Genomic DNA, 22,154 nt, shown 5'->3' on the forward strand with positions numbered 1-22,154 from the left:
ACCTTCCTGAGCAGCACATGATCGGGGGCGCCGAGATGTGAACGGCCCCCTGGCGAACACGGCGCCGAGATGGCGGATCTGGATATCGGCCAACGGTGCGACCGGCTCGTCGAGCCGGGTCTGCACCACCGCGTCACCGGTCGGTGAGCAGTTCGGCACGGGACTGGGCCGGGCCGGGCTCGGGGCTCCGGCGTGATTTCGCCGAGGTCGGCCAGCGCCAGCATGCCGCGCTTTTCGAGCAACGGCTGTGAAATCAGGTTTTATCAGGCCCATCGTCGGATTCGGCATCCTTGTTCTCGAGCCGGGCGATCCCCGGTTCCGTGCCATCGTCGGCCGCCTGATCCGGTTCCGGATGTTCGGGCTCGAAGGTCGTGGGCAGACCCTTGATATGCCGGTTCATCGAACGCACCAGCAGGACCGTCCCAGCGAGCAACACCAGGACGATCACCAGGCCGAGCGGCGACGCCTTACCGAATTCGGGTCCGGTGGGCGTGCCGGGAGACTGCGCGAGGAAGGCCAACATCACCGGTACTCGTCTTCGATACCGGCGAACAGATCGGTCTCCGGCAGCGTGGCGTCGACCCTGGACTTGGCCAGTTCGAACTCCTCGGTGGGCCACAGCCGCTGCTGCATTTCCATCGGAATCGCGAAGAACGCACCGTTGGGATCGATCTGCGTGGCGTGTGCCCGCAGGGCGTCATCGCGCTGCGGGAAGTACTTGGCGCATTCGATCTGGGTGGTCACCCTGGTCATGCCGTCGGGGCGGCCCCGCCGGTAGGCGCGCGTGCGTTCCAGCCACTCCTGCAGCGGGAACGACTCACCGATCCGCTCGTATTCGGCGGCGAATACGTCCAGGCGCGCCATGGTGAAACCGTGGTCGTAGTAGATCTTCAGTGGCTGCCACGGCTCGCCCGCGTCCGGGAAGCGCGCCGGATCACCGGCCGCCTCGAACGCGGCCATCGACACCTCATGGCAGCGGATGTGATCCGGATGCGGATAACCGCCGTTCTCGTCGTAGGTGGTCATCACATGCGGCCTGAACTCGCGCACCACGCGGACCAGCGCCTCGACAGCCTCCTCCAGCGGGACCAGGGCGAAGCAGCCCTCGGGTAGCGGTGGCGGCGGATCGCCCTCGGGCAGGCCGGAGTCGACGAAACCGAGCCAGGTCTGGCGCACACCGAGCGCGGCGGCCGCGGCCTCCATCTCCTCGCGCCGGATCTCATCGATCCGTTCCAACACGCCCGGGGTGTCCATCGCCGGGTTGAGGATGCTGCCGCGTTCGCCGCCGGTCAGCGTGACGATGAGGACATCGTGGCCCTCGTCGGCATACCGTGCGGTCGTCGCAGCGCCCTTGCTCGATTCGTCATCGGGGTGCGCATGAACCGCCATGAGCCGAAAGCCACTCACGTCTCGTTCACCTCATCAGCCACCGTCATACCTCGTACTCTCCGCCGCCGGGGTCCGATCTACCTGTCCCTATAGTTTCATTCGACAGACTTTTGTTCCGACGTACCCCCCGGGAGTGAAACGGCATGAGTGAAACGCCCGGTGACACGCCGATCGACCGACCTGCCGACCGGTACGGAGCCACGCCACGCCCGACGCGCCGCTGGATTCCGTTCGCACTCGGCGCGGTCGTACTCGCCGCGGGCCTCGGGGTCGCCTACCTCGGCTTCCAGAAGTACGGACCAGAGGATATCGACGCCGAACAACTCGGTTATACCGTCGTCGACGACTCGACCATCTCGGTCCACCTCAAGGTCACCCGTAAGGATCCGCAGCAGCCGGTGGTGTGTTTCGTCCGCGCGATGGCCAGGGACGGGTCCGAATTGGGGCGGCGCGAGGTGCTGATCGAACCGTCCGGCAGCGGCACCATCGAGCTGACGACCACCGTCCGCGCCTCCGCACGGCCGGTCTCGAGCGGCATCTACGGCTGTAGCGACAACGTGCCCAAGTACCTCCGGGCGGGCTGATTCCGGACGAGACACCACCGAAGCCGTCCGCAAAAGGAACGCCGACCTGCATGTTTGTGATTCATGCTAAAATAGCGTGATACACGGTTCCGGGGCTCGGAGCCGTGTTTGCTGCATCAGCGGCCAGCGCTGTCAGTTCCGGGTGTGTGAGTTTGCCGGATCTGAGGCCTGTCGGGGTTCGATGAACTTCCCCAGGATGGCACTAGCCGTCGGCTGGTGCGTGCCCGCCCCCTGTGGGCACTGCAGCGGATCAGGGAACCCGGCCTCGGCCGGGAACAACTACTAGGGAGTGATCGAGATGACTGAGACGCAAGTGACTTGGCTGACCCCGGAGTCGCACGACAGGCTCAAGGGTGAACTCGACGCGCTCATCGCCAATCGTCCGGTCATCGCCGCCGAGATCAACGAACGCCGCGAAGAGGGCGACCTCAAGGAAAACGGCGGATACCACGCCGCGCGTGAAGAGCAGGGTCAGCAGGAGGCGCGCATCCGGCAGCTGCAGGAGCTGCTGAACAATGCCAAGGTCGGCGTTGCGCCCACCAAGTCCGGCGTCGCACTGCCCGGTTCGGTCGTCAAGGTCTACTACGACGGTGACGAATCCGACACCGAGACATTTCTCATCGCGACCCGCGAAGAGGGTCTGAACGATTCCAAGCTCGAGACCTACTCGCCGAATTCGCCGCTCGGTGGCGCGCTCATCGATGCGAAGGTCGGCGACACCCGTGAGTACACGCTGCCGAATGGCAAGACCATGAAGGTGACATTGGTCAGCGCCGAGCCGTACCACAGCTGATCCCGAGCCGGGAGCCCGTCCCGAGCCATAAAGAGCGGCCGCATCCGTAAAGTACGGATGCGGCCGCTCTTCGATTCCATGGCCTAGTTCGCCAGTGCCTGTTCGATATCGCTGAGCAGATCGCTGACGTCCTCGATGCCGACCGAGAGCCGCACCAGATCATCCGGCACTTCCAGCTGCGATCCCGCGGTGGAGGCGTGTGTCATGGCGGCCGGATGTTCGATCAGCGATTCCACGCCGCCGAGCGATTCGGCGAGGGTGAAGATCGTGGTGCGCGAGCAGAACTCCTGCGCCGCGTCCCGACCCCCGTTGAGCCGCACCGAGATCATGCCGCCGAAGCGCTTCATCTGCTTATCGGCGATGGCATGGCCCGGATGCTCGGCCAGGCCGGGATAGATGACCTGCGAGATGGCCGGATGCCGGGTGAGGAATTCGGCAATGGTCTCGGCGTTGTCGCAGTGCCGATCCATCCGCACCGCGAGGGTCTTGGTGCCGCGCAGGGTGAGGTAGGCGTCGAACGGGCCGGGCACCGCACCCGCACCGTTCTGCAGGAAGGCGAATGCCGCATCGAGTTCCGGATCGTTGGTGATCAGTGCGCCGCCGACGACGTCGGAATGCCCGCCGAGGTACTTGGTGGTCGAATGCGTGACGATATCGGCGCCGAGCAGCAGGGGCTGCTGCAGATACGGCGTGGCGAAGGTGTTGTCCACTACGAGCTTCGCGCCCGCGACGTGCGCGACCTCGGCCAGCGCCGGAATATCGCCGATGCTCAACAGCGGGTTGGTGGGGGTTTCGATCCAGATCAGTTTGGTGTTCGGGCGGATCGCGGCACGCATCTCGTCGACATTGAATACATGCGCGGGCGAATGTTCGATGCCCCACTGGCTGAAGACCTTGTCGATCAGCCGGAAGGTGCCACCGTAGGCGTCGTCCGGGATGACGATGTGGTCACCGGGGCGCAGCGTGGCCCGCAGCGCACAGTCGGTGGCGGCCATGCCGGAGGCGAAGGCGCGTCCGTAGCGGCCCGATTCGAGCGCGGCGAGGTTCGCCTCCAGTGCGGTCCTGGTCGGGTTGCCGGTGCGGCCGTATTCGTAGCCCTCACGCAACCCACCCACCCCGTCCTGGGCGAACGTCGAACTCGCGTAGATGGGCACGTTCACCGCACCGGTCCGCGCCTCGGGTTCGTATCCGGAATGCACGGCTCTGGTGGAGAATCCCAGCTCAGCTGTGTTCATTTGTTGCTCGCTGCGCTCGCTCATGGGGTCAGCCTAGCCTCGGACGATCAGCGGGCTATCGGCCGGTCGGGCCGCGTCGTCCATTGCCGCACCGATCCCGACTTTCACCGCGGCGACGGCGGCAGGTTGAACTCATGCTGAGCATTGATTGAACTGTTCGCGATCGATGCCCTGTTGACCGAGGACGAGCGCGAGATCCGCGATACCGCCCGCACTGCTGGCGGAACAGAATAGCGCCGACAAGTTGAACAGCACCCGGGAGGCCATCACGATCGCCCGCGAATGCCGAACCATCCTCGGCGCGAACGGCATCACACTGGACTACCCGGTACTGCGGCACGCGAACAATCTCGAGTCGGTGCTCACGTATGAGGGCACGGCAGAGGTGCACCAGTTGGTGTTCGGAAAGGCACTGACCGATTCGAATGCGTTTCGGTAGCAACTGTTTTCACGCAGACTCTGGAACAGCACAGTCAGCGCACCGGAGACCTCTGCGCCTTCGGCTTCGACGCAGTGGCTGAACTACGCGGTGCCGTGCCTCATCGCGACACCGGTGTCACTGTGCTGATTCAGTGATTGCGGATTCGGGGGGTGATCGCCGAATCATGGTGTGCGACTGAATTATTGACGACGCAGACTGGTCGGTATTTCTCACCGTGCTATTCAACGCGGTGGGGAGAAGTTTGTTGCTATCTGTCATCGCGGTGCCATCTGCGTGTCACCGATTCGCCAAGGCAAGAGGCGCAAACTATCTGCACCGAAATTCCGTCGGAGGTACACGATGCACGCGCTCTCATTCGACTCCGCTGACCGGATGGCCCCTGTCGAATCGATGGGAGCCGACCATGTTCGTGCGTAATCGCGCACCGATCATCGAGGGCGCCAGAACACTGCCGGGTCAACGGGAATTGGTCGCTGCCTTCGGTGGACATCCGGTCGAGCCTGGTCAGGAGCATCCGCTCATTCCGCTGGCGCACACGCTCGCCGATCTGCACCGGCAGCGGCGCGGCGACCCACTCGCCACCGCCGGAATAGATTGCCGCCGAGCCGAACTCGTCTCCGCCATCGATACCTGGGTGATCAGGCGAGTTCCGCAGCGGCAGTCGACCGCGCATATCCGCGCCGAATCCATCGGCGCGACGATCGATCGCATGGCCGCCGCCTACGTCCATGCCAGCCATGCGCTGCATACCGCCGAAAAAGTCTCCGACGACCGCGTCCACGCCGCCTGGTACCGCCTGGCCCTACTCGCCGACCATTGGACCGACCTCATCATCGGTGCCCCCCAAGACAACTCGCGCCCACGCCGAACCGCATAGCGCACTCGAGATCAGGTGGCGCCGGTGGCCGTGGCTACTCGACAGCCGCCACGGATTCCACCTGGCCTCGAGCTCAGATGGAGCCTGTGCTGAGGAAGCCGAGCAGGTCGTGGCGAGTGATGACGCCTACGGGCTTGCCGTCTTCGACGACCATCAAAGCGTCGGAATCGGACAATGCCTTGGTTGCGGCCGAGATGGGCTCGCCCGAACCGATCAGGGGGAACGACGGGCTCATATGCTCGGCGACCGAATCCGTCAGGTGCGCACGGCCTTCGAAGACCGCCGACAGCAGATCCCGCTCGGTCACGCTGCCCGCGACCTCGCCCGCCATCACCGGCGGTTCGGCGCCGACGACCGGCATCTGCGAAACCCCGTACTCGCGCAGGATTTCGATCGCATCGCGCAGGGTCTCCGACGGATGGGTGTGCACCAGATCCGGCAGCGCACCCGACTTGCCGCGCAGCACATCACCGACCAGGGGCTCTGCCACGCTGTCCACTTCATCGCGCAGGAAGCCGTATGAGCTCATCCACTGGTCGTTGAAGATCTTCGACAGATAGCCGCGACCGCCGTCCGGCAGCAGTACGACTACCAGCGCATCCGGATCGCGGCGAGCGACCTCGATGGCCGCGATCACCGCCATCCCGCAGGAGCCGCCGACCAGCAGGCCCTCCTCGCGCGCGAGCCGGCGCGTCATATCGAAGGAGTCGGCATCGGAGACGGCGATGATTTCGTCCGGCACGGCGGGGTCGTAGGCCGAGGGCCAGAAGTCCTCGCCGACGCCCTCGACCAGGTATGGCCGACCGGTGCCACCGGAGTACACCGAACCCTCGGGATCGGCGCCGACGATCCGCACCTTGCCGCCGGAGACCTCCTTCAGATAACGACCCGCACCGGTGATGGTGCCGCCGGTACCGACACCCGCTACGAAGTGGGTGACCTTGCCGTCGGTGTCGCGCCAGATCTCCGGGCCGGTGGTCTCGTAGTGGCTGTCCGGACCGCCCGGGTTGGAGTACTGATCCGGCTTCCACGCGCCGTCGATCTCGCGGACCAGCCGGTCGGAGACGCTGTAGTAGCTGTCCGGGTGGTCCGGGGGCACCGCGGTCGGGCACACCACGACTTCGGCGCCATAGGCGCGCAGCACGTTGCGCTTGTCCTCGCTGACCTTGTCCGGGCAGACGAAGACGCATTTGTAGCCGCGCTGTTGCGCGACCAGCGCGAGCCCGACACCGGTATTACCGGAGGTCGGCTCGACAATGGTGCCGCCGGGCCGCAGCGCGCCGGAGGCCTCGGCCGCCTCGATCATCTTCACGGCGATGCGGTCCTTGGAACTACCGCCCGGATTCAGATATTCGATCTTGGCCGCCACAATGCCCGCGTTGGGCTCCACCACCGAGTTCAATCGAACGAGCGGCGTATTGCCGATGAGGTCAACGACGTGATCAGCGATGCGCATGCCTCTATCGTTGCAGAAGGGGTTCACGTGGGTGCGCGCGCGTCTGGCCCGACAAATCGCACATGACGGTGATCACATGCTTAGGATCGCAAATATGAAGCAGCCGAACATCGCTCGTACCGCGACAGTTCTGGCCGGAGCGGCAGTGGCCGCCGGAGTCGTCGGGGCGGCGCCCGCCCAGGCCGCGACGGTGCAATTTCCACAGGTGCCGACACTGGCGCACGGCGGCCTCTGCTGGACGACCATCCACACCTGGGCCGACACCAGTCCGCAGTGGCCGGGCCGGGCTGTACTGAATGTGCGCGCGGATCCGGCGATGGGTCTCGGGCCCGGTGACTATCCGCTGGCCCCGCTCTGTGAGGTCTACACCACCGTCGCATGGCGCAATCTGAACACCGGCGCAACGGGCAGCTACGAGAACAACGTGGTCACCGGCCTCTACGGCAGCATTCAGTACGCCCTATTCCAGGACACCGGTCCAGGGCGAATCGAGGTCACGGTCACCACCGATACCGCCAACGTCCCCGTGCGCGGATGGTTCGACGTCCCCGCCTCTTGATATTTCATGATGAGGTCCTCGCGCGCGACGCCCGGCTTCATCGCTGTCACCGGATCGTCGCGCTAGGACGCGGGCGGCTCGGCGACTCGGGACAGCAGGTCGGCGAGGGTTGCTCGCTCGTCGGGCGTCAGCCCGGCGAAGATATCCTGTGCTGCGGTGTCAGCCAGCTCGCGGGCGTTCGTAAAGGTGGCCCGGCCCGCGTCCGTCAAGCTCAAGTGGTACAGGCGCCGATCATGCGGTGACTGGGTGCGGCGCACGAATCCGCGGCGGTCCAATTCGTCGACCGTGCGCACCATGCCCGCCTTGTCGCTGCCCAGGTCGGTGAGCAATTGCTTCTGTGTCGACGTGCCATCGCGGGCGAGGAGCAGCATGACGCCGAAATGCCGTCCGCTGAGGTCGAGGGGCGCGAGCGCCGTCGCCACGACGGCCGCAGCTCGGCGCTGCGCCCGCCGCAACAGCAACCCCAAACGCAGCTCAACCGACTTCACATCGCCGCTAGACATGTCGCAATCTTATGATAGATTCATATGAATCTATCTTGGGAGTGGTCATGGCCACACCGACCGAAGCGAAGCCCGGAATCTCCACGCGCGCAATCCCAGGACCTCTCGGGCACTGATCACGTGTATCGGTGGGTCGATGATTTCGTGCGCCACGGTGTGACCGAGCGTGTCGAGGACACCGCCCGCATGCCATGGAATTGGCATATCTGGTCACCGACGCGACCGCCGCGTTCAGCGACGAGTTGATGTATGCGGCCCACCATCTCAACGGCCCGCTGTTCGCCGAGACATCCTCACACAGACGAAGTAGTCCGCCCGACACGCATGAGCCGAATTCTCGACGACTAAATGGCAATTGGCCACAGAACACGCGGTACTGTCACACCATGACCAGCGGCGATGCCTCTAGAGAGCACACTGGTAACTCATTGGGTACCCCCAACAGCCGTGGCGCACTGAACCGCCAGCCCGGAACGCGACTGCCGTGACCCCCAACGACCGGCAAAAGGCGCGGGGAGGCGGGGGAGTATGGAAGACCGCAGCTGCGACGGGTGCCGCAACCGTATTAGCCGGTTCCGGCGCCGGGACCGCATGGTGGGCAACCTATCGGCTGCTCATGGCACAGGCCGGAGTCGCGCGCGGGGTCATCGGGCGTGATACCTCGAGACCGCCCGAGGCCGACGGCGTCTACACCGCGGGCTGCCTCGCGCCACAGCCGTGGCGCACCGGTCTGCATGCCGACGTGCATCTGATGATCTTCGGTGATTCGACCGCGGCCGGGGTCGGTTGCGTGTCACCCGAGGAAGTTCCGGGCGTGCGTATCGCCCGCGGCCTCGCCGAGGCCACCGGACAGCGAATCCGGTTGAGTACCAAGGCCATTTCCGGTGCGACTTCGAAGGGTCTGGCCGGTCAGGTCGACGCCATGTTCATCGCCGGGCCGCCGCCGGATGCCGCGGTAATTCTGATCGGCGCCAACGACGTCACCAAGAAGCACTCCGTCCGCGCCTCCGCGCGCCGCCTCGCCGCCGCGGTGGCCCGTTTGCGCCGCGCCGAGAGCATCGTGGTGGTCGGCACCTGTCCGAATCTCGGCACCGTCGCGGCGATTCCGCAGCCGCTGCGGACCGTGGTGCGGAACTGGAGCGTGCACTTGGCCAGGGCCCAATCCGTCGCGACCGCGGTGGCCGGCGGTATCCCGGTGGCCATGGGTGATCGGCTGGCCTCGGAGTTCTTCGCCGCGCCCGAGCAGCTGTTCTCCGAGGACGGATTCCACCCGTCGGCGGCGGGTTACGAACTGGCGGCCGGTCTGCTGCTGCCGGTCCTGATCGAGGCACTCGCGCAGGCGACCCCGGCTTCCCGTCCATCAGAACGCGACGTAGATTCGATTCGAACGCACAAGTAATAAACGGTTCGAAGATCGCGTTTCGGACACTGTCCGGGCGCACCCAACCGTCCGACAAAGGAGTCCTCATGCCTGAGGCCGTCATAGTTTCCTATGCTCGCTCGCCGATCGGCCGCGCCGGAAAGGGCTCGCTGGTGAGCATGCGGCCGGACGACCTCACGGCCCAGATGGTCTGCGCGGCCCTGGACAAGGTGCCCTCCCTCGACCCCACCCAGATCGACGATCTGATCCTGGGCTGCGGCCAGCCCGCCGGTGAGGGCGGTTTCAATATGGCCCGCACTGTGGCCGTGCAACTCGGATACGACACCGTGCCCGGCGTCACCCTGAACCGCTACTGCTCCTCTTCGCTGCAGACCACCCGGATGGCCTTCCACGCCATCAAGGCCGGTGAGGGCGATGTCTTCATCTCCGCTGGTGTCGAGACCGTATCGCGGTTCTCGAAGGGCTCCGCCGACGGCTGGCCGGACACCCACAGCCCGCTGTTCGCCGAGGCCGAGACACGCACCGCCAAACGCGCCGAAGGTGGCGCGGACGTGTGGACCGACCCGCGTGCGGCCGGCACTCTGCCCGACGTCTACATCGCCATGGGCCAGACCGCCGAGAACGTCGCCCAGTACACCGGCATCAGCCGTGAAGATCAGGACCACTGGGGCGTGCGTTCGCAGAACCGCGCCGAAGCGGCCATCAAGGCCGGCTTCTTCGAGCGGGAGATCACGCCGGTGACCCTGCCGGACGGCACCGTGGTCACCACCGACGACGGCCCGCGTGCCGGCACCACCTATGAGAAGGTCTCGCAGCTCCAGCCGGTGTTCCGTCCGGACGGCACCATTACCGCCGGTAACGCCTGCCCGCTCAACGACGGTGCCGCCGCGCTGGTCGTCATGAGCGACACCAAGGCCGAGGAGTTGGGCCTGACACCGCTGGCGCGCATTGTCGCCACCGGCGTCTCGGGCCTGTCCCCCGAGATCATGGGCCTCGGCCCGATCGAGGCGGTCCGCAAGACCCTGAAGCACGCCGAGATGACCATCGACGACCTCGACCTGTACGAGATCAACGAGGCATTCGCCGTCCAGGTTCTCGGCTCCGCCCGCGAGCTGAATATGGACCTCGACAAGCTGAACGTGTCCGGTGGCGCCATCGCCCTCGGCCACCCGTTCGGCATGACCGGCGCTCGCATCACCGCCACCCTGATCAACAACCTCCAGACCCACGACAAGCAGTTCGGTCTGGAGACGATGTGTGTCGGTGGCGGTCAGGGCATGGCCATGGTCATCGAGCGCCTGAGCTAGTTTCGCGATACGACAAAGGCGGCCACCGGGATTCCGGTGGCCGCCTTTGCGGTCGGACTAATCGTTATTGAAATAGCTCAGCAGGCGCAGGATTTCGGTGTACAGCCAGACCAGGGTGACGGTCAGGCCGAGGGCGACACCCCAAGCGGCCTTTTCCGGGGCCTGGGCGCGGATGAGCTGGTCTGCGGCATCGAAATCGAGCAGGAAGCTGAAGGCCGCGACCGCGATCGCCACCAGGCTGAAGATGATGGCGATCGGGCCGCCGTCACGCAGACCGAGGCCGCCGTCGATGAAGAAGCTGGCGATCAGATTGCCGACGATCAGGACCAGGATGCCGATCATCGCGCCGAAGATCATCCGGGTGAAGCGCGGCGTGACGCGGATCGCGCCGGTCTTGTAAACCACGAGCATGCCCGCGAAGACGCCGAAGGTGCCCAGTACGGCCTGCGCGATCAGCGGTTTGCCACCGACGCCGCCGAATTGGATATTCGTGAAGATGAACGAAAACGCGCCGACGAACAGACCCTCGAAGACCGCGTACGAGAGCACGACGACCGGGTTGTCCATCTTCCTGGCGAAGGTCGCGACCAGCACCAGCACGAGGCCGATCAGGCCACCGCCGAAGACGAACAGCGGTGCGAGCGCGTTGTTCGCGTTCGTCAGACCGTAGGAGACGATCGCCGACAGCGCGAGCACACCGAGTGTGATGGCGGTCTTGGTGACCACATCGTCGATGGTCATGGCCCGGGTGGTCGGGGCCTGCTGATACTGCGGGTACTGCGGGTACTGGCCGTACTGCTGGCTCATCTGGCCCGCGCCCGTCACCCCTGACCCGAAGCTGGCATAGCCACTGCCCTCTTGCCGAGGGAGCTGTCTGAAAACCGGATTGCTGGTGGTGCGCACCGTGAATGCCTTTCTGAGTCGTGGCTCACGTCGCCGTGGCCGGCCGCTAGCGACTGCTTGCAGGTCGCTCGAAAAGATCAGTCGAGCCGTCTCATGCCGAGCCGGTCGCTCGATATCCAACTAGGTTGTCCAACGTGCATCGGCCCGGTGGAGTTCCCGAGCGACCCTTCGGTACAGACAAATCGGACTCTACTACCGCTGGACGTCACGCAGTCCACGCACGGACCGCGTCACCGTGAATTTCCGATTGCGGCCGATCACTTCGGTCTGGCCGACCATCCGCTGGACCACGCCGCGATAGTTCAGATGCGAGTTGTAAACCGTCCATAGTTCACCGCCGGGCCGCAGTACCCGACCGGTTTCGGCGAACATCTTGATCGCGGATCCGGTGTGCACCGCCGCGCCGATATGGAACGGCGGATTGCACAGCACCAGATCGGCGCTGTTGTCGGCGGCCGCGGACATGGCGTCGTCGCGCACCACGGTCACCCGATCGGCGACGGCGTTGACCTCGGCGGTGGCCCGCGCCGATGCCACCGCGGCAGCCGACTGATCGGTGCCGACGACCCGGATGCCGGGCCGGGCCTTCGCCAGCGCGACCGCCAGAATGCCGGTGCCGCAACCGAGATCGATGGCATCGCGCGCATCGGGTTTCATCCACTTGAAGTGCTGCAACAGGAATCGGGTCCCGATATCCAGCTTGGCGCCGGAAAACGCGGCACCGTGCGCGACCACGTCGATATCGATATCGTCGATTCGCTCGCGCACCGGAAATGGCGGTGCGGCAACGGATTTCGGCCCGCTGACCAATAGCGTGCGAGACTTCTGGCGACCCCGGCTGGCCCGCACCCGCGAGAACGATTCAGCCAGTACATCGTTCATCGACTTGGTCAGATATTTGTCGCGCCCCCCGGCGAATACGACCACTTCCGGATCGGCAAAGCGGGCGATGGCATCGGCGACCTCGGTCAGTCCGGCGAGCATGCGCGGTAGTCGCAGCAGCACGACCTTCGCGTCGGCGAGCAAATCTTCGGAAAGCGCGTGTGCGACATAACGATCCGCGAGACCGAGGGCGCGGGCATTGTTGGCCAATGCGAGTTCGCCGGTGAGTAGGTCCTGATGGACCCGGATATCGCGCAGATCGTGTCCGGCGATCGCGCCGAGGGTGAGCGCGCCGTAGGCATCGCCGATCACCGTGATCCGGCCGCTGCCAGCGGCATCGATGGCATCGGCGGCGACATCGAGAATCAGCCGATCGGCGGCATCGACGGCATAGAGGTTCAGTGCCTCCACATCCGGGTACCGCCGCAGTCGGCCTAGTACGTCCTCGACATCTCCCACACCTCAAGTGTGCTAGATCGTTGCCGACGGATCGCGGCCACCCCGGCATGTCGGCGATACCGCGGCGCCAAACACCGGGTCATCGCAAATCCCCGACGGTGTGCGGCGCGGCCAATACCATCAGCCACATGCGTAACAGGATGGTGCTGCTGGTCGCCGTCGCGACGGTGCTCGTCGGCTGTGGCGACGGCGGATCCAGGTCGAACACCACGACCACGGGGCCGAGCACGACCAGCACCTTCACCGATGCGCTCGGTACCGCGCCGCGTGATGCGCTGCCCAAACGTGGAACCCCGTCCGATGACGCGGGTTTGACCGTGACCGGTATCCGGATCGGGCATCATGCGGGCTTCGATCGCGTGGTCTACGAACTCGGCGGCGCGGGCACACCCGGCTGGATCGCGCAGTACACCGAGCAGGCCGTCCAGGATGGCAGCGGCAAGGTCGTCGATGTCGCGGGCCGCTCGATTCTGGAGATCCAGATCACCGGATCGGCCTATCCGTTCGACAATGGCGTGACGCCGTATTCGGGTCCCGATCCAGCCACCGATCCCAGCGCGCCGGTAATCGCGGGCGTATACGGCAGCGGCGTCTTCGAGGGCACGACCCAATCGTTCATCGGGGTGCACACCGATCGCCCGGCCTTCGAGGTCAGCACGCTGCGCGATCCCACCCGGCTGGTCATCGATATCGCGAATACCTAGCCGGTGCCGATACGGCGGGGGGTATCAGCGGACGGCGTGGGGTGCGCTCTAGAATGGCGCTGTGGTCGAACCGCAGCCGCCTTCGCGCACCTCCGGACTCATCCGGATGCTCGGCGTATTGGTGCTGCTCGCAGGCATTGTCGCCATGCACGCCGGAGTTTTCGCGGTCACACCCGCCGACGACCACCACGCCACGGCGACCATGGCATTGCCCGTCGACCACAACTCGGCCGCCGGACCGGATTGCACCGATGACGGCTGCGGCCACGCGCACGGCGGCATGCACGCCTGCGTCTTCATCCTGACCGCCGTCGCGGTTGCCTTGATGCTCGTCCTGCTCTACTGGATCACCCTCGATCGACCGGGTGGCGGCATATCGAAACCGCGCCAGTGGCGGCCGATGCGCGAACGCGCACCACCGTGGACCGTGCTGTCCCTGGCCGAATTGTCGATTCTGCGGATCTGACAGACCCGCCGCGCCCGTAACCATGGTCGCGGCTGCCGCCTGCCCGAAAGCCGTTCATTCGCAATTCCTCAGGAGTACAGACATGTTCAACACTCGCAACCGAATCACCATCGCCATCGCCGCAACCACCACCGCCGCAGCCCTTTTCGCGGCAGGCTGTAGCAATGACAAGGAATCGACCTCGCCCGGCACGGATCACGGCGCCTCATCGAGTCCGATGAGTTCCGGAAAGCCCGCTGCCCGAAGCGATTTCAACGACGCCGATGTGACCTTCCTGCAGATGATGTACCCGCACCACGCGCAGGCGGTCGAGATGGCACGACTGGTCCCGAGCCGCACCCAGAACGAGCAGGTGCGCGCGCTCGCCGCGGATATCGAGAAGGCGCAGTCCCCGGAGATGGAGCAGATCACCACATTGCTCGAGAGCTTCGGTAAACCCGCGCCCACCAACTCCGGCCATGGCGGGCACAGCATGCAGATGCCCACCACCATGAATATGCCCGGTATGACCACGATGCCGAGCACCTCGAATATGCCCGGCGTGATGTCGACCGAGCAGATGAATGCACTGGCGGCGGCTTCCGGCGCCGATTTCGACCGGCAGTGGTTGGCGATGATGATCGAGCACCACACCGGCGCGATCAGCATGTCCGATACTGAACTCGCCGGCGGCGTCAATCCGGACGCGAAGGCACTCGCCACCGCGATCGTCGCCGCGCAGCAGACCGAAATCGACACCATGCGCGGACTGCTCGGCCAGCGCTGACACCGCGGTGCGGATCACACCGGAACCGCCGCGTTCCCGGTGTGATCCGCACCGACCGCACGATTCCTGACCAGTGCTTTTTCGTCCTTTCGATATCAGTTGGTCATCGATATCGGTTCGGTCGGCTGACGTCGAAGGTCGCGAACAAGTACGGTCTTTTACGTCCGGCCTCCTTCGCGCCTCCAGCGGCCGGACGTTCGGAGGGGAGAGAAGGAGACCACATGCGACGACTAGAGCGGACCGGCCTCGTCGCCGCGGCGACCGCCACCGCAGTGGGTGTCCTGACGATCGGCGCGTGCTCGAAGCAGATCAACGGCAGTGCGCAGGTCGACCAGACCGAACTGGCCGCATACGCCTCCGAGGTCACGGCATCGTCGGTGGCCGCATCCTCCTCACGCGCGGCGGCGGCCGAACGCGCGACCGGCGCCGCCTGCGACACCTTCACCACCGCGAACAGCAGCTCGATCCACACCTTCAACGACTACATCGACGCGAGCAACAACAAGGGCGTCAACGATCCGGAGACCAACGCCAAGGCCAATGACGCCGTGACCGCGTTGCGCAACAATGCGCGCACCATCGACTCGAAAGTGACCTCCGAGGTGGCGCTGGCCGTCGCGGGCCCGCTGCGCAGCTACCGCGACGACACCAACGCCCTGGCCGACACCCTCGACCGACGCGCGCCGACCGATACCCTCAATGCCGCGATCGATAAGTTCAATGCCACCAAGAACGTCGCCGAGGATGCCTGTAAAGGCCACTGACGCAGGCTATTTCGCGTTCTCGTCAGTGCGATGGGGTTACGGTCGAATGCCGAGGATAAGTCAGGCACCGGGTGGAACGAGCGGTCGCCGAGGAGCGCGCGGCCGTGGACGACGGCTGTGTCGCTCGACGAATACGAGGGCGATACCGGTCAGTGCAGCGGCGACTGCGGCGAGCGCGAAGATGAACGCGGTGCCGCCAAAGCCGACCGCACCGATTACCACGGCGGCGATCGCGACGAGTCCGCCGACGATCAGCAGGACGAATCCCGGCCAATTTCTGTCGTCCGCCAACGTGATTCCCGGCTGCGGCTCGGCAGGGCGGGCGATATCCGGAGCGTCGTCGAGCGGGGGAATTTCCCACGGCCCTTCCGCTGTCATGGTGGTACCTCATATTTCGCCGTCAGGCACCGGTGCTGATGCCCGATGCCTATAAGGTGCCCCGACGTGTCGATCCGAAACAGCACAGTGGGTTAGCCGACGGTGCGGCCGAGCACTCGGGCGAGTGCGTGAGTGAGATCGTCGGCCGGATCCGGCGGAGTGGTCGGCGCACGCCAGCCGATGATCTGATCCGGTCGCACGAGAAGTGCACCGCGGGTGGTGATTCCGACTTGCCTCAGCCAGTCCGGGTCCTCGCGGACTACGCGCGAAAGTCCAGGGGCCCGCGGTCGGCCTGACCACTGCCCAAATCGAAGCCGCCCACGCGGTCCGGCCGATGATCCGGCCCGGACCGCCGCGGACAGCGTGCTCGTTCGGCTGGCCGACGAACTGCACGACACCGGGGATATCTCCGATGCCGTCTGGACGCGACTCGCCGAACGCGATGCCGACGATCAGATCCTGGAGCTGATCATCATCGCGAGTTGGTATCGCTTGCTCAGCACCGTGATCAGCAGTGCCCGAGTCGAATTCGGACCCTGGACGCGGCGGTATCCGGCGCGGACACCTCAGTTCGGTGTCGCGGCCAGATCGTAGACCGCGACATCGCCGATATGGGTGGCCTGGTAGTGCTGGGCGACCCAGTCACCGATGTCCTTATGGCCGATAGGTCGCCACGGCTCATCTTCCGGGGTCGGCGTCGCGGCATCACCTTGGTTGGGCACTCGCCAGGAATCAGGCAGTTGCACTTCCTGTGCCAGGTAATAGCGAACCTGGTGGGTGCGGACCAGTTCCTGGAACTGATCGAGGGTAGGCACCGGATCATCGGAGGTGAAGCCGCCGATCGCGATAACCGCGGTGTGGCTGGCCAATTCGAGGGTGGCCGCGGTCGAGGAGCGGTCCACAGCCGCCGACCAGCGGGTATCGGTGTCGCTCAGCAGACTCACCAGCCGCGGCTGCGCGATATTGCCGCCCATGATCCGGCCCATCGCGGATTGCTGTTGGGAATCGGGCTTGCGCGCCTTGGCCGGACCGACCGTCGGGCTGCCGCCGGTATGCGACTGTGGCAGCGTCGCCACCGCATAGGCTGTCGAACCACCGAGACCGGCGATGACGCCCGCGATCACCAGCACCGAGGTCGCTCGGTTCCGCAGGCGTACTCGCCCGGCCGCCGGCAGCGATGCGACGAGCAGACCGACTGCCGCGAGCACCGAGATCGCGACGATCGTCCAACGCAGCCACGGCTGCCAATCCGAATTCCGCTGCAGCACAATGAATGACCACACACCGGCGGTGAGAATGAGTGCGGCGGAGCCGATTCGACCGAATGCGTGAGCGCGGCGCAGCCACATTTCGTGCACACCGAGTGCGAACATTGTCGCCACAGCGGGCCCGATCGCCAGGGTGTAGTACGCGTGCATGCCACCCTTCATGGTCGAGAAGGCGATGCCGTCGATGATCAGCCACAAGCCGAAGGTCAATGCCGCGCCGCGGACCAGATCGGTGCGGGGTGCGCGCCACTTGGATACCAGTACCAGCACGAAAGCGAGGATCGCCGCAGGCAGCAGCCAGGATATTTCATAGCCGATTTCGCCGGTGAACAGCCGGTACGGTCCCGAACCGAAACCGCCGAAGCCCTGTCCAGGCGGCCCGTGCGGCATTTCGTAACCAGGCGGCAGGTCGAAGCGGTTGCCGCCCTTGTGGTTTCGGCCGAGGAAGCGGGCGAATCCGTTGTATCCGAGCACCAGATCCATGAAGGTGTTATTCGTCGATCCGGCCAGATACGGCCGCGAGGATTCCGGCCACAATATGGTCAGCACGACATACCAGCCGGACGAGACGATCAGGGCAGCTCCCGCGGCCAGCAGATGCAGCAGCCGCTTGCGCAGACTTGTCGGCGCGACGATCAGATAGGCGATACCCAATGCGGGCAACACCATCAATCCCTCCAACATCTTCGCCAGGAATGCGAAGCCGAGCGCGACACCGGCCAGCATCAGCCAGCGCACACCGGCCTGCCGCAGTGCTCGGATCGTGCAGTACGCGCCCGCCGTCATCAGCAGGACCATCACCGCATCGGGATTGTTGAAACGGAACATCAACGCCACCACCGGTGTCACCGCGAAGATGGCACCGGCGAGCAGTCCCGCACCGCGGCTCTGTGCCGTCCTGGTCACTGCGCCGTATATCAGCGCGACCGTCGCGACGGCCATGAGCGCCTGCGGAATCAGCATGCTCGCACTGCTGAAACCGAACAGCTGACCCGAAAGTCCCATCACCCACTGCGATACCGGCGGCTTGTCGACCGTAATGAAATTCCCGGGATCCAGTGAGCCGAACAGCAGCGCCTTCCAATCCCGCGAGCCCGACCAGGCCGCCGCCGCATAGAAACCGTTGCCCATGGCATTGACGGTGATATTCCATAGATAGGCCGCCGCCGTCCCGAGCAGCAGCACCGCCAACCCGACGCGCTCCCACCGTCGGATCGGTGGCAACTCGGTCGTGGATGCGGGTGGGGTCGTATCTGGCGGCGTCGTGTCGGGTGGGGTCGTTTCGGGCAGGGACGCCGGGGCACTGGTCACTGTCACCCGAGGAGTATCACAGCCGTCTCGGTGGACCTCCTTTGCGTTTCCTGTCAGTCCGCTGTGAGCCTGGGGCCCCAACCCCCTCTGACCATGGGATTCGAGCCGTTCAATGCCTCACCACCCCTCCTTCAGGTGGCTGGAATTTCGCGTTGGAACCAGTCGAGGATTTGTGGGAGCGCGACGCGGGCGGTGGCTGAGTGGTCGATATCGCCGAGATCGATGAGGGTGGCCCGGTCCGTGCGCATGGCCTGCAGACAGTGTTCGGCATTGGCGAAAGGCACAACTCGATCGCCAGTGGCGGCGTAGAGGTGGACCGGGACGCGTGGGGTCCAGTCGCAGGTGCCGTCGCTGGCGGCCACCGCTTCACGCGCGGCTCCGGTCGGAGCTTGTGTCAGCGCGAGGAATTTCGGCGTCAACATGAGTTCGGGGCGCACGGGCAGCGCGGTGCCGATGGTGATCTCGTTCTGATGTCCGTCGAAGAGTTGTTCGATGCGATCGGCGATGGGTTCCTGGAAGGCGTCGACAGGCCGGTCATAGAGGTGGTAGATCCGGTTCATGGCGGTGATCCAGTAGGCGAGATAGAAGACTGCGAACGCCGGCAGGACCCGTCCCTCGATGGCGCCGGGTGTCTCGACGTGCTGGATGTCGTAGGGGCCACTGATCGGTGCCAGCGCGGCCAGCCCGAAGCCGGGGGCGGCGCCACCCTGTAGCGCCTTGCCGAGCGCCGTCGCGGCCTGGCCGCCCTGGGAGAAACCGGCGACCAGGACATCCGGGTCCAGGTCGTGCCGCTGTCCGGCGGCGATGGTGCGGGCGGCGCGCAGCAGATCGACCGAGGCGCTGACCTCTGATGGCGCGTGGATGTAGGGATGTGTGCCAGGCCCTTCGCCGAGACCGAGGTAATCCGGTGCGACGGCCGCGTAGCCCGCCGCGGCGAACATGATGGTATGGGCCCGATCGCCACGCGTGTCGTTCACCGAGGGCGCGTCGCTCTTGCGCACCAGGGTGCCGTGCTCATAGGTGACGACCCGCAGCCGCCGGGTATCGGTGCGCGGCAGGACAACGAGACCGCTCGCCGTCGTCGGGTCACCGGACGCAGTGACGGTTCGGTAGACGACGCGATAGGCGTCGATGCCATTGCGTGCGGGAGTGCCGGTATTCACATCGGCCAAATAGGTCGTGGTCTGTTCCGCCGACAGCCGCGCGACCGGCGTGGTGCTGACAACCTCGCCGCGCGGCACCGTCGGTGCGTTATCGGATCCGCAGGCCGGGGCCACGAGCAGGGCCGCGGCGAGTAGTACGATTGCCGAATACTTTGTGCTGCACATGAATTCGGGTTCCTCTCGAACGAGCGCACGGACCGTCGCGACACCGCGCGCTCGCGGTTTCCGCGACTCGCCAACCGAACAAATATATTTGCTATATATTCGCTGAAGTGCTATTACCGGGCGATTGACAGTCGTTTCGGCCCCGATCACCGAGCTGATGGTTTGTTTTGTTCGCAGGTCCCGATTTGCGACCGAAGGAGCGCTGCAGTGTTTGCGAAAAATTTGCTTCTTCTCCTAACGATTATCGTGCCCGCGGTACTCATCGGCACCCTCGTCGGCGTGCGCGCTCCGGCGCACGCCGACGATGCCCATCCGGACGGGAGCGTGCCACCGGCCGGCGCCAATGATTGGACCTGTCGCCCGTCGGCGGCGCATCCGCAACCCGTTGTCCTGGTGCACGGCACCTGGGGCAATCAGAACTCCTGGGATGTGCTCGCACCGCAGTTGAAAGCGCAGGGCTACTGCATATTCTCGCTGAGCTATGGGCGCGCGCTTTCCAGCATCCGCGGTGCGCAACCCGGCGTCTACGGCACCGCGGATATGCGCAGCTCGGCCAGAGAAATCGCGGGATTCGTCGATAGGGTGCGGGCGGCCACGGGAGCACCGAAGGTGGATATCGTCGCGCATTCCCAGGGCGGTCCGCTGGTGCGGCATTTCATGCGTTTCGAGGGCGGCGCGAATGAGGAAAATCCGGCGGATAACAAGGTCGACCATCTGGTCACCATCGCGGCGACCAATCACGGCACCACCGCGGAAGGGCTCGGTTTTCTGCTGCCGACCGGTAGTGCGCAGGCGCCGGTCCTCGGCCTGATCGCGAGATATCTGGGCACGGCCGCGCCGCAACAACTGATCGATAGTGAATTCCTGCGCAGCCTCAATGCCAGGGGTGATACCGAGCCCGGAGTCAAGTACACGGTTATCGCCAGCCACGTCGATCGGGTCGTCACCCCGCCCGAGGCCACCTTTCTCACCGCCGGAATCGGGGCAATAGTCGACAATGTCTGGGTGCAGGACCTGTGCCCGGATGACGATTTCGACCATGGCGCGCTACCGGAATCCCCCACCGTCGGCTACGTCGTGCAAAAAGCTCTGGATCCGTCGTATCGCGGACTCCCCTGCCTGGGCTGACCTGCGCGGATTACCGGGACCGACACGGTTGCGTCAACGCTGTTATCGTCGACAGCGCCCATGGTGCTCCGGGTGGTGGGACCGTGCGCCGCGCCGTCCCCCCGCGAGGAATGAACATTCGTGAAATACGTTCCGCGTATCGTCCTGTTTCTGGCGATTCCCGCCCTACTTTTCCTGGTGCCGTGGTGGACCTTGATCGGTGCCACGACAGATGGGCCGCTGTTGTGGCTCGGCTCGGCAGTATTCCTGGCTGGTTTCATATGTCTGCCCGCGGCGATATTTCTCGGCCATGGGCCGAGCCAGCACGATGCGGCAGCCATTGTCGGCGACACATTGCTCGGCCTGATGTGGGTGGTTTTCAGCTGGTCGGTGATCGGCGATGTGATCGGGCTCGGATTGGCGGTCAGCGGAGTCGACGATCCGGCGCGCTCCAGAATCGTCGCCGCCGGGGTATTGGCGGTCGCCGCCGCACTGTCGGTCCGGGGTGTCATCGAGGCGCGCCGGGTGCCGCGGGTTCGTACCCTCGACGTCACGATCCGCGGGCTCGGACCCGGACTCGACGGTTTGCGCGTAGTGGTCATCACCGATACCCACTACGCCGCGCTCGACCGATCGCGCTGGTCGGAAAAGGTGGTCGACGTGGTGAACGCCCAGCAGCCCGATATCGCCTGCCATGCGGGCGATCTCGCCGACGGCTCGGTCGCGAAGCGGCATCCGCAGGTCGATCCGCTCGGCAAGATCGAGGCGTCGCTCGGGCGGTTCTACATCACCGGCAATCACGAATACTTCGGCGACGCCCCGGGCTGGATCGAACATATGAGCTCGATCGGCTGGCAACCGCTGCACAACGAACACGAGACGATCACCCGCGGCGGCGACCGGCTGGTGCTCGCGGGCATCGACGACCCCACCGGCGTCGCCCTGCCGGGGCACGGGCCCGACCTCCCGGCCGCCCTCGCCGGCGCGGACCCGCAGGCGCCGGTCATCCTGCTGGCTCATCAACCCCGGCAGGTCACCGAGGCCGCCGCGGCCGGGGTGGCGTTGCAGATTTCCGGCCATACCCACGGCGGGCAGATCTGGCCCTTCCACTATCTGGTCCGGCTCGAACAACCCGTTGTCGCGGGGCTGAGCCGCCACGGCGAAACCCAGCTCTATACCAGCCGTGGCACCGGTTTCTGGGGTCCGCAATTCCGCGTCTTCGCGCCCAGCGAAATCACCGTCCTCGTCTTGCGCAGCGTCTGAGCTCGAGTTGCCCGATAGGGGTATAGCTT

General features: G+C 65.4%; 24 protein-coding genes and 1 pseudogene. 14 read left to right on the top strand and 11 right to left on the bottom strand.

The window, feature by feature from the left end; genetic code table 11:
- Positions 1 to 253: 253 nt before the first annotated feature.
- Together ACW2Q0_RS08840 and mca are read right to left on the bottom strand one after the other, a co-directional pair.
- Complete coding sequence (locus tag ACW2Q0_RS08840; RefSeq protein WP_457188319.1) at positions 254 to 523, bottom strand: hypothetical protein; 270 nt, start codon at positions 521 to 523, stop codon at positions 254 to 256.
- On the bottom strand, positions 523 to 1,407 hold the full coding sequence (gene mca, locus ACW2Q0_RS08845) for a mycothiol conjugate amidase Mca (RefSeq protein ID WP_457188057.1): 885 nt from the start codon (positions 1,405 to 1,407) through the stop codon (positions 523 to 525). The genes ACW2Q0_RS08840 and mca overlap by 1 nt, the downstream gene beginning before the upstream one ends.
- A 125-nt stretch (positions 1,408 to 1,532) precedes the next feature.
- On the opposite strand from mca, the gene ACW2Q0_RS08850 reads away from it, so the two are divergent.
- Together ACW2Q0_RS08850 and greA are read left to right on the top strand one after the other, a co-directional pair.
- Positions 1,533 to 1,973 carry a DUF4307 domain-containing protein gene (locus ACW2Q0_RS08850; RefSeq protein WP_457188059.1) on the top strand — a complete coding sequence of 147 codons (441 nt, stop codon included), beginning with the start codon at positions 1,533 to 1,535 and terminating at the stop codon, positions 1,971 to 1,973.
- Between the two features lie 298 nt (positions 1,974 to 2,271).
- On the top strand, positions 2,272 to 2,766 hold the full coding sequence (gene greA, locus ACW2Q0_RS08855) for a transcription elongation factor GreA (protein WP_040695247.1): 495 nt from the start codon (positions 2,272 to 2,274) through the stop codon (positions 2,764 to 2,766).
- A gap of 83 nt (positions 2,767 to 2,849) precedes the next feature.
- Here greA and ACW2Q0_RS08860 read toward each other — a convergent pair whose 3' ends face one another.
- Positions 2,850 to 4,025, bottom strand: coding sequence for a cystathionine gamma-synthase (locus tag ACW2Q0_RS08860; protein ID WP_457188062.1), 1,176 nt, complete (start codon positions 4,023 to 4,025; stop codon positions 2,850 to 2,852).
- 199 nt (positions 4,026 to 4,224) lie between these two features.
- Between ACW2Q0_RS08860 and ACW2Q0_RS08865 the strand changes: the two are divergent.
- Positions 4,225 to 4,440, top strand: a pseudogene (locus ACW2Q0_RS08865) (acyl-CoA dehydrogenase family protein); the annotation flags it as partial.
- Positions 4,441 to 4,846: 406 nt separating this feature from the next.
- The gene (locus ACW2Q0_RS08870; protein ID WP_457188064.1) at positions 4,847 to 5,320 is read left to right on the top strand and encodes a DUF4254 domain-containing protein; all 474 of its coding nucleotides are present in this window, start codon (positions 4,847 to 4,849) and stop codon (positions 5,318 to 5,320) included.
- A 73-nt stretch (positions 5,321 to 5,393) separates the two neighbouring features.
- Here the strand turns inward: ACW2Q0_RS08870 and ACW2Q0_RS08875 are convergent, their stop codons facing one another.
- Positions 5,394 to 6,776 carry a cystathionine beta-synthase gene (locus ACW2Q0_RS08875; RefSeq protein WP_457188066.1) on the bottom strand — a complete coding sequence of 461 codons (1,383 nt, stop codon included), beginning with the start codon at positions 6,774 to 6,776 and terminating at the stop codon, positions 5,394 to 5,396.
- A 94-nt stretch (positions 6,777 to 6,870) separates the two neighbouring features.
- On the opposite strand from ACW2Q0_RS08875, the gene ACW2Q0_RS08880 reads away from it, so the two are divergent.
- Complete coding sequence (locus ACW2Q0_RS08880; protein WP_457188068.1) at positions 6,871 to 7,335, top strand: hypothetical protein; 465 nt, start codon at positions 6,871 to 6,873, stop codon at positions 7,333 to 7,335.
- Between the two features lie 62 nt (positions 7,336 to 7,397).
- On the opposite strand, the gene ACW2Q0_RS08885 is transcribed toward ACW2Q0_RS08880, so the two are convergent.
- Positions 7,398 to 7,838 (bottom strand): MarR family winged helix-turn-helix transcriptional regulator, encoded by a 441-nt coding sequence (locus ACW2Q0_RS08885; protein ID WP_457188070.1) that lies wholly within the window; start codon positions 7,836 to 7,838, stop codon positions 7,398 to 7,400.
- Positions 7,839 to 8,322: 484 nt separating this feature from the next.
- On the opposite strand from ACW2Q0_RS08885, the gene ACW2Q0_RS08890 reads away from it, so the two are divergent.
- Entirely contained in the window at positions 8,323 to 9,237 is a 915-nt protein-coding gene (locus ACW2Q0_RS08890; protein ID WP_457188072.1) for an SGNH/GDSL hydrolase family protein, read from the top strand.
- Between the two features lie 68 nt (positions 9,238 to 9,305).
- On the top strand, positions 9,306 to 10,526 hold the full coding sequence (locus ACW2Q0_RS08895) for an acetyl-CoA C-acetyltransferase (protein ID WP_457188074.1): 1,221 nt from the start codon (positions 9,306 to 9,308) through the stop codon (positions 10,524 to 10,526).
- 57 nt (positions 10,527 to 10,583) lie between these two features.
- Here ACW2Q0_RS08895 and ACW2Q0_RS08900 read toward each other — a convergent pair whose 3' ends face one another.
- Both ACW2Q0_RS08900 and ACW2Q0_RS08905 read right to left on the bottom strand, forming a co-directional pair.
- Positions 10,584 to 11,429 carry a Bax inhibitor-1/YccA family protein gene (locus ACW2Q0_RS08900; protein ID WP_457188076.1) on the bottom strand — a complete coding sequence of 282 codons (846 nt, stop codon included), beginning with the start codon at positions 11,427 to 11,429 and terminating at the stop codon, positions 10,584 to 10,586.
- Positions 11,430 to 11,621: 192 nt separating this feature from the next.
- Positions 11,622 to 12,770 carry a class I SAM-dependent methyltransferase gene (locus ACW2Q0_RS08905; RefSeq protein WP_457188078.1) on the bottom strand — a complete coding sequence of 383 codons (1,149 nt, stop codon included), beginning with the start codon at positions 12,768 to 12,770 and terminating at the stop codon, positions 11,622 to 11,624.
- 128 nt (positions 12,771 to 12,898) lie between these two features.
- On the opposite strand from ACW2Q0_RS08905, the gene ACW2Q0_RS08910 reads away from it, so the two are divergent.
- The 4 genes from ACW2Q0_RS08910 to ACW2Q0_RS08925 all read left to right on the top strand — a co-directional run bounded on the left by ACW2Q0_RS08910 (position 12,899) and on the right by ACW2Q0_RS08925 (position 15,470).
- On the top strand, positions 12,899 to 13,474 hold the full coding sequence (locus ACW2Q0_RS08910) for an AMIN-like domain-containing (lipo)protein (RefSeq protein WP_457188080.1): 576 nt from the start codon (positions 12,899 to 12,901) through the stop codon (positions 13,472 to 13,474).
- Positions 13,475 to 13,535: 61 nt separating this feature from the next.
- Positions 13,536 to 13,940 (top strand): DUF6153 family protein, encoded by a 405-nt coding sequence (locus ACW2Q0_RS08915; RefSeq protein ID WP_457188082.1) that lies wholly within the window; start codon positions 13,536 to 13,538, stop codon positions 13,938 to 13,940.
- An 82-nt stretch (positions 13,941 to 14,022) separates the two neighbouring features.
- A complete protein-coding gene (locus ACW2Q0_RS08920; RefSeq protein WP_457188084.1) occupies positions 14,023 to 14,706 on the top strand; it encodes a DUF305 domain-containing protein in 684 nt (227 codons plus the stop codon).
- A 221-nt stretch (positions 14,707 to 14,927) separates the two neighbouring features.
- A complete protein-coding gene (locus ACW2Q0_RS08925; protein WP_457188086.1) occupies positions 14,928 to 15,470 on the top strand; it encodes a hypothetical protein in 543 nt (180 codons plus the stop codon).
- Between the two features lie 60 nt (positions 15,471 to 15,530).
- Here ACW2Q0_RS08925 and ACW2Q0_RS08930 read toward each other — a convergent pair whose 3' ends face one another.
- Complete coding sequence (locus ACW2Q0_RS08930) at positions 15,531 to 15,848, bottom strand: hypothetical protein (RefSeq protein ID WP_457188088.1); 318 nt, start codon at positions 15,846 to 15,848, stop codon at positions 15,531 to 15,533.
- A gap of 92 nt (positions 15,849 to 15,940) precedes the next feature.
- On the bottom strand, positions 15,941 to 16,246 hold the full coding sequence (locus ACW2Q0_RS08935) for an aromatic-ring hydroxylase C-terminal domain-containing protein (protein WP_457188090.1): 306 nt from the start codon (positions 16,244 to 16,246) through the stop codon (positions 15,941 to 15,943).
- On the opposite strand from ACW2Q0_RS08935, the gene ACW2Q0_RS08940 reads away from it, so the two are divergent.
- The gene (locus ACW2Q0_RS08940; protein ID WP_457188092.1) at positions 16,212 to 16,442 is read left to right on the top strand and encodes a hypothetical protein; all 231 of its coding nucleotides are present in this window, start codon (positions 16,212 to 16,214) and stop codon (positions 16,440 to 16,442) included. The genes ACW2Q0_RS08935 and ACW2Q0_RS08940 overlap by 35 nt on opposite strands.
- Here the strand turns inward: ACW2Q0_RS08940 and ACW2Q0_RS08945 are convergent.
- Together ACW2Q0_RS08945 and ACW2Q0_RS08950 are read right to left on the bottom strand one after the other, a co-directional pair.
- A complete protein-coding gene (locus ACW2Q0_RS08945; protein ID WP_457188094.1) occupies positions 16,415 to 18,433 on the bottom strand; it encodes an ArnT family glycosyltransferase in 2,019 nt (672 codons plus the stop codon). The genes ACW2Q0_RS08940 and ACW2Q0_RS08945 overlap by 28 nt on opposite strands.
- A 125-nt stretch (positions 18,434 to 18,558) precedes the next feature.
- On the bottom strand, positions 18,559 to 19,755 hold the full coding sequence (locus ACW2Q0_RS08950) for a lipase family protein (RefSeq protein ID WP_457188096.1): 1,197 nt from the start codon (positions 19,753 to 19,755) through the stop codon (positions 18,559 to 18,561).
- A gap of 246 nt (positions 19,756 to 20,001) precedes the next feature.
- Between ACW2Q0_RS08950 and ACW2Q0_RS08955 the strand changes: the two genes are divergently transcribed.
- Positions 20,002 to 20,883 carry an esterase/lipase family protein gene (locus ACW2Q0_RS08955; protein ID WP_457188098.1) on the top strand — a complete coding sequence of 294 codons (882 nt, stop codon included), beginning with the start codon at positions 20,002 to 20,004 and terminating at the stop codon, positions 20,881 to 20,883.
- Between the two features lie 120 nt (positions 20,884 to 21,003).
- Positions 21,004 to 22,125, top strand: a complete 1,122-nt coding sequence (locus ACW2Q0_RS08960; RefSeq protein ID WP_457188100.1) for a metallophosphoesterase — start codon at positions 21,004 to 21,006, stop codon at positions 22,123 to 22,125.
- The last annotated feature ends 29 nt before the right edge of the window (positions 22,126 to 22,154 follow it).

It is taken from the genome of Nocardia citri (genome assembly GCF_054065835.1).

Bases quoted from the DNA above. Each gene is read 5' to 3' on its own strand.
- ACW2Q0_RS08870 (WP_457188064.1), top strand. From the start codon at position 4,847: ATGTTCGTGCGTAATCGCGCACCGATCATCGAGGGCGCCAGAACACTG.
- ACW2Q0_RS08910 (WP_457188080.1), top strand. From the start codon at position 12,899: ATGCGTAACAGGATGGTGCTGCTGGTCGCCGTCGCGACGGTGCTCGTC.
- ACW2Q0_RS08840 (WP_457188319.1), bottom strand. From the start codon at position 523: ATGTTGGCCTTCCTCGCGCAGTCTCCCGGCACGCCCACCGGACCCGAA.
- ACW2Q0_RS08895 (WP_457188074.1), top strand. From the start codon at position 9,306: ATGCCTGAGGCCGTCATAGTTTCCTATGCTCGCTCGCCGATCGGCCGC.
- ACW2Q0_RS08920 (WP_457188084.1), top strand. From the start codon at position 14,023: ATGTTCAACACTCGCAACCGAATCACCATCGCCATCGCCGCAACCACC.
- ACW2Q0_RS08880 (WP_457188068.1), top strand. From the start codon at position 6,871: ATGAAGCAGCCGAACATCGCTCGTACCGCGACAGTTCTGGCCGGAGCG.
- ACW2Q0_RS08925 (WP_457188086.1), top strand. From the start codon at position 14,928: ATGCGACGACTAGAGCGGACCGGCCTCGTCGCCGCGGCGACCGCCACC.
- ACW2Q0_RS08885 (WP_457188070.1), bottom strand. From the start codon at position 7,838: ATGTCTAGCGGCGATGTGAAGTCGGTTGAGCTGCGTTTGGGGTTGCTG.
- ACW2Q0_RS08850 (WP_457188059.1), top strand. From the start codon at position 1,533: ATGAGTGAAACGCCCGGTGACACGCCGATCGACCGACCTGCCGACCGG.
- ACW2Q0_RS08860 (WP_457188062.1), bottom strand. From the start codon at position 4,025: ATGAGCGAGCGCAGCGAGCAACAAATGAACACAGCTGAGCTGGGATTC.
- ACW2Q0_RS08950 (WP_457188096.1), bottom strand. From the start codon at position 19,755: ATGTGCAGCACAAAGTATTCGGCAATCGTACTACTCGCCGCGGCCCTG.
- greA (WP_040695247.1), top strand. From the start codon at position 2,272: ATGACTGAGACGCAAGTGACTTGGCTGACCCCGGAGTCGCACGACAGG.
- ACW2Q0_RS08875 (WP_457188066.1), bottom strand. From the start codon at position 6,776: ATGCGCATCGCTGATCACGTCGTTGACCTCATCGGCAATACGCCGCTC.
- ACW2Q0_RS08930 (WP_457188088.1), bottom strand. From the start codon at position 15,848: ATGACAGCGGAAGGGCCGTGGGAAATTCCCCCGCTCGACGACGCTCCG.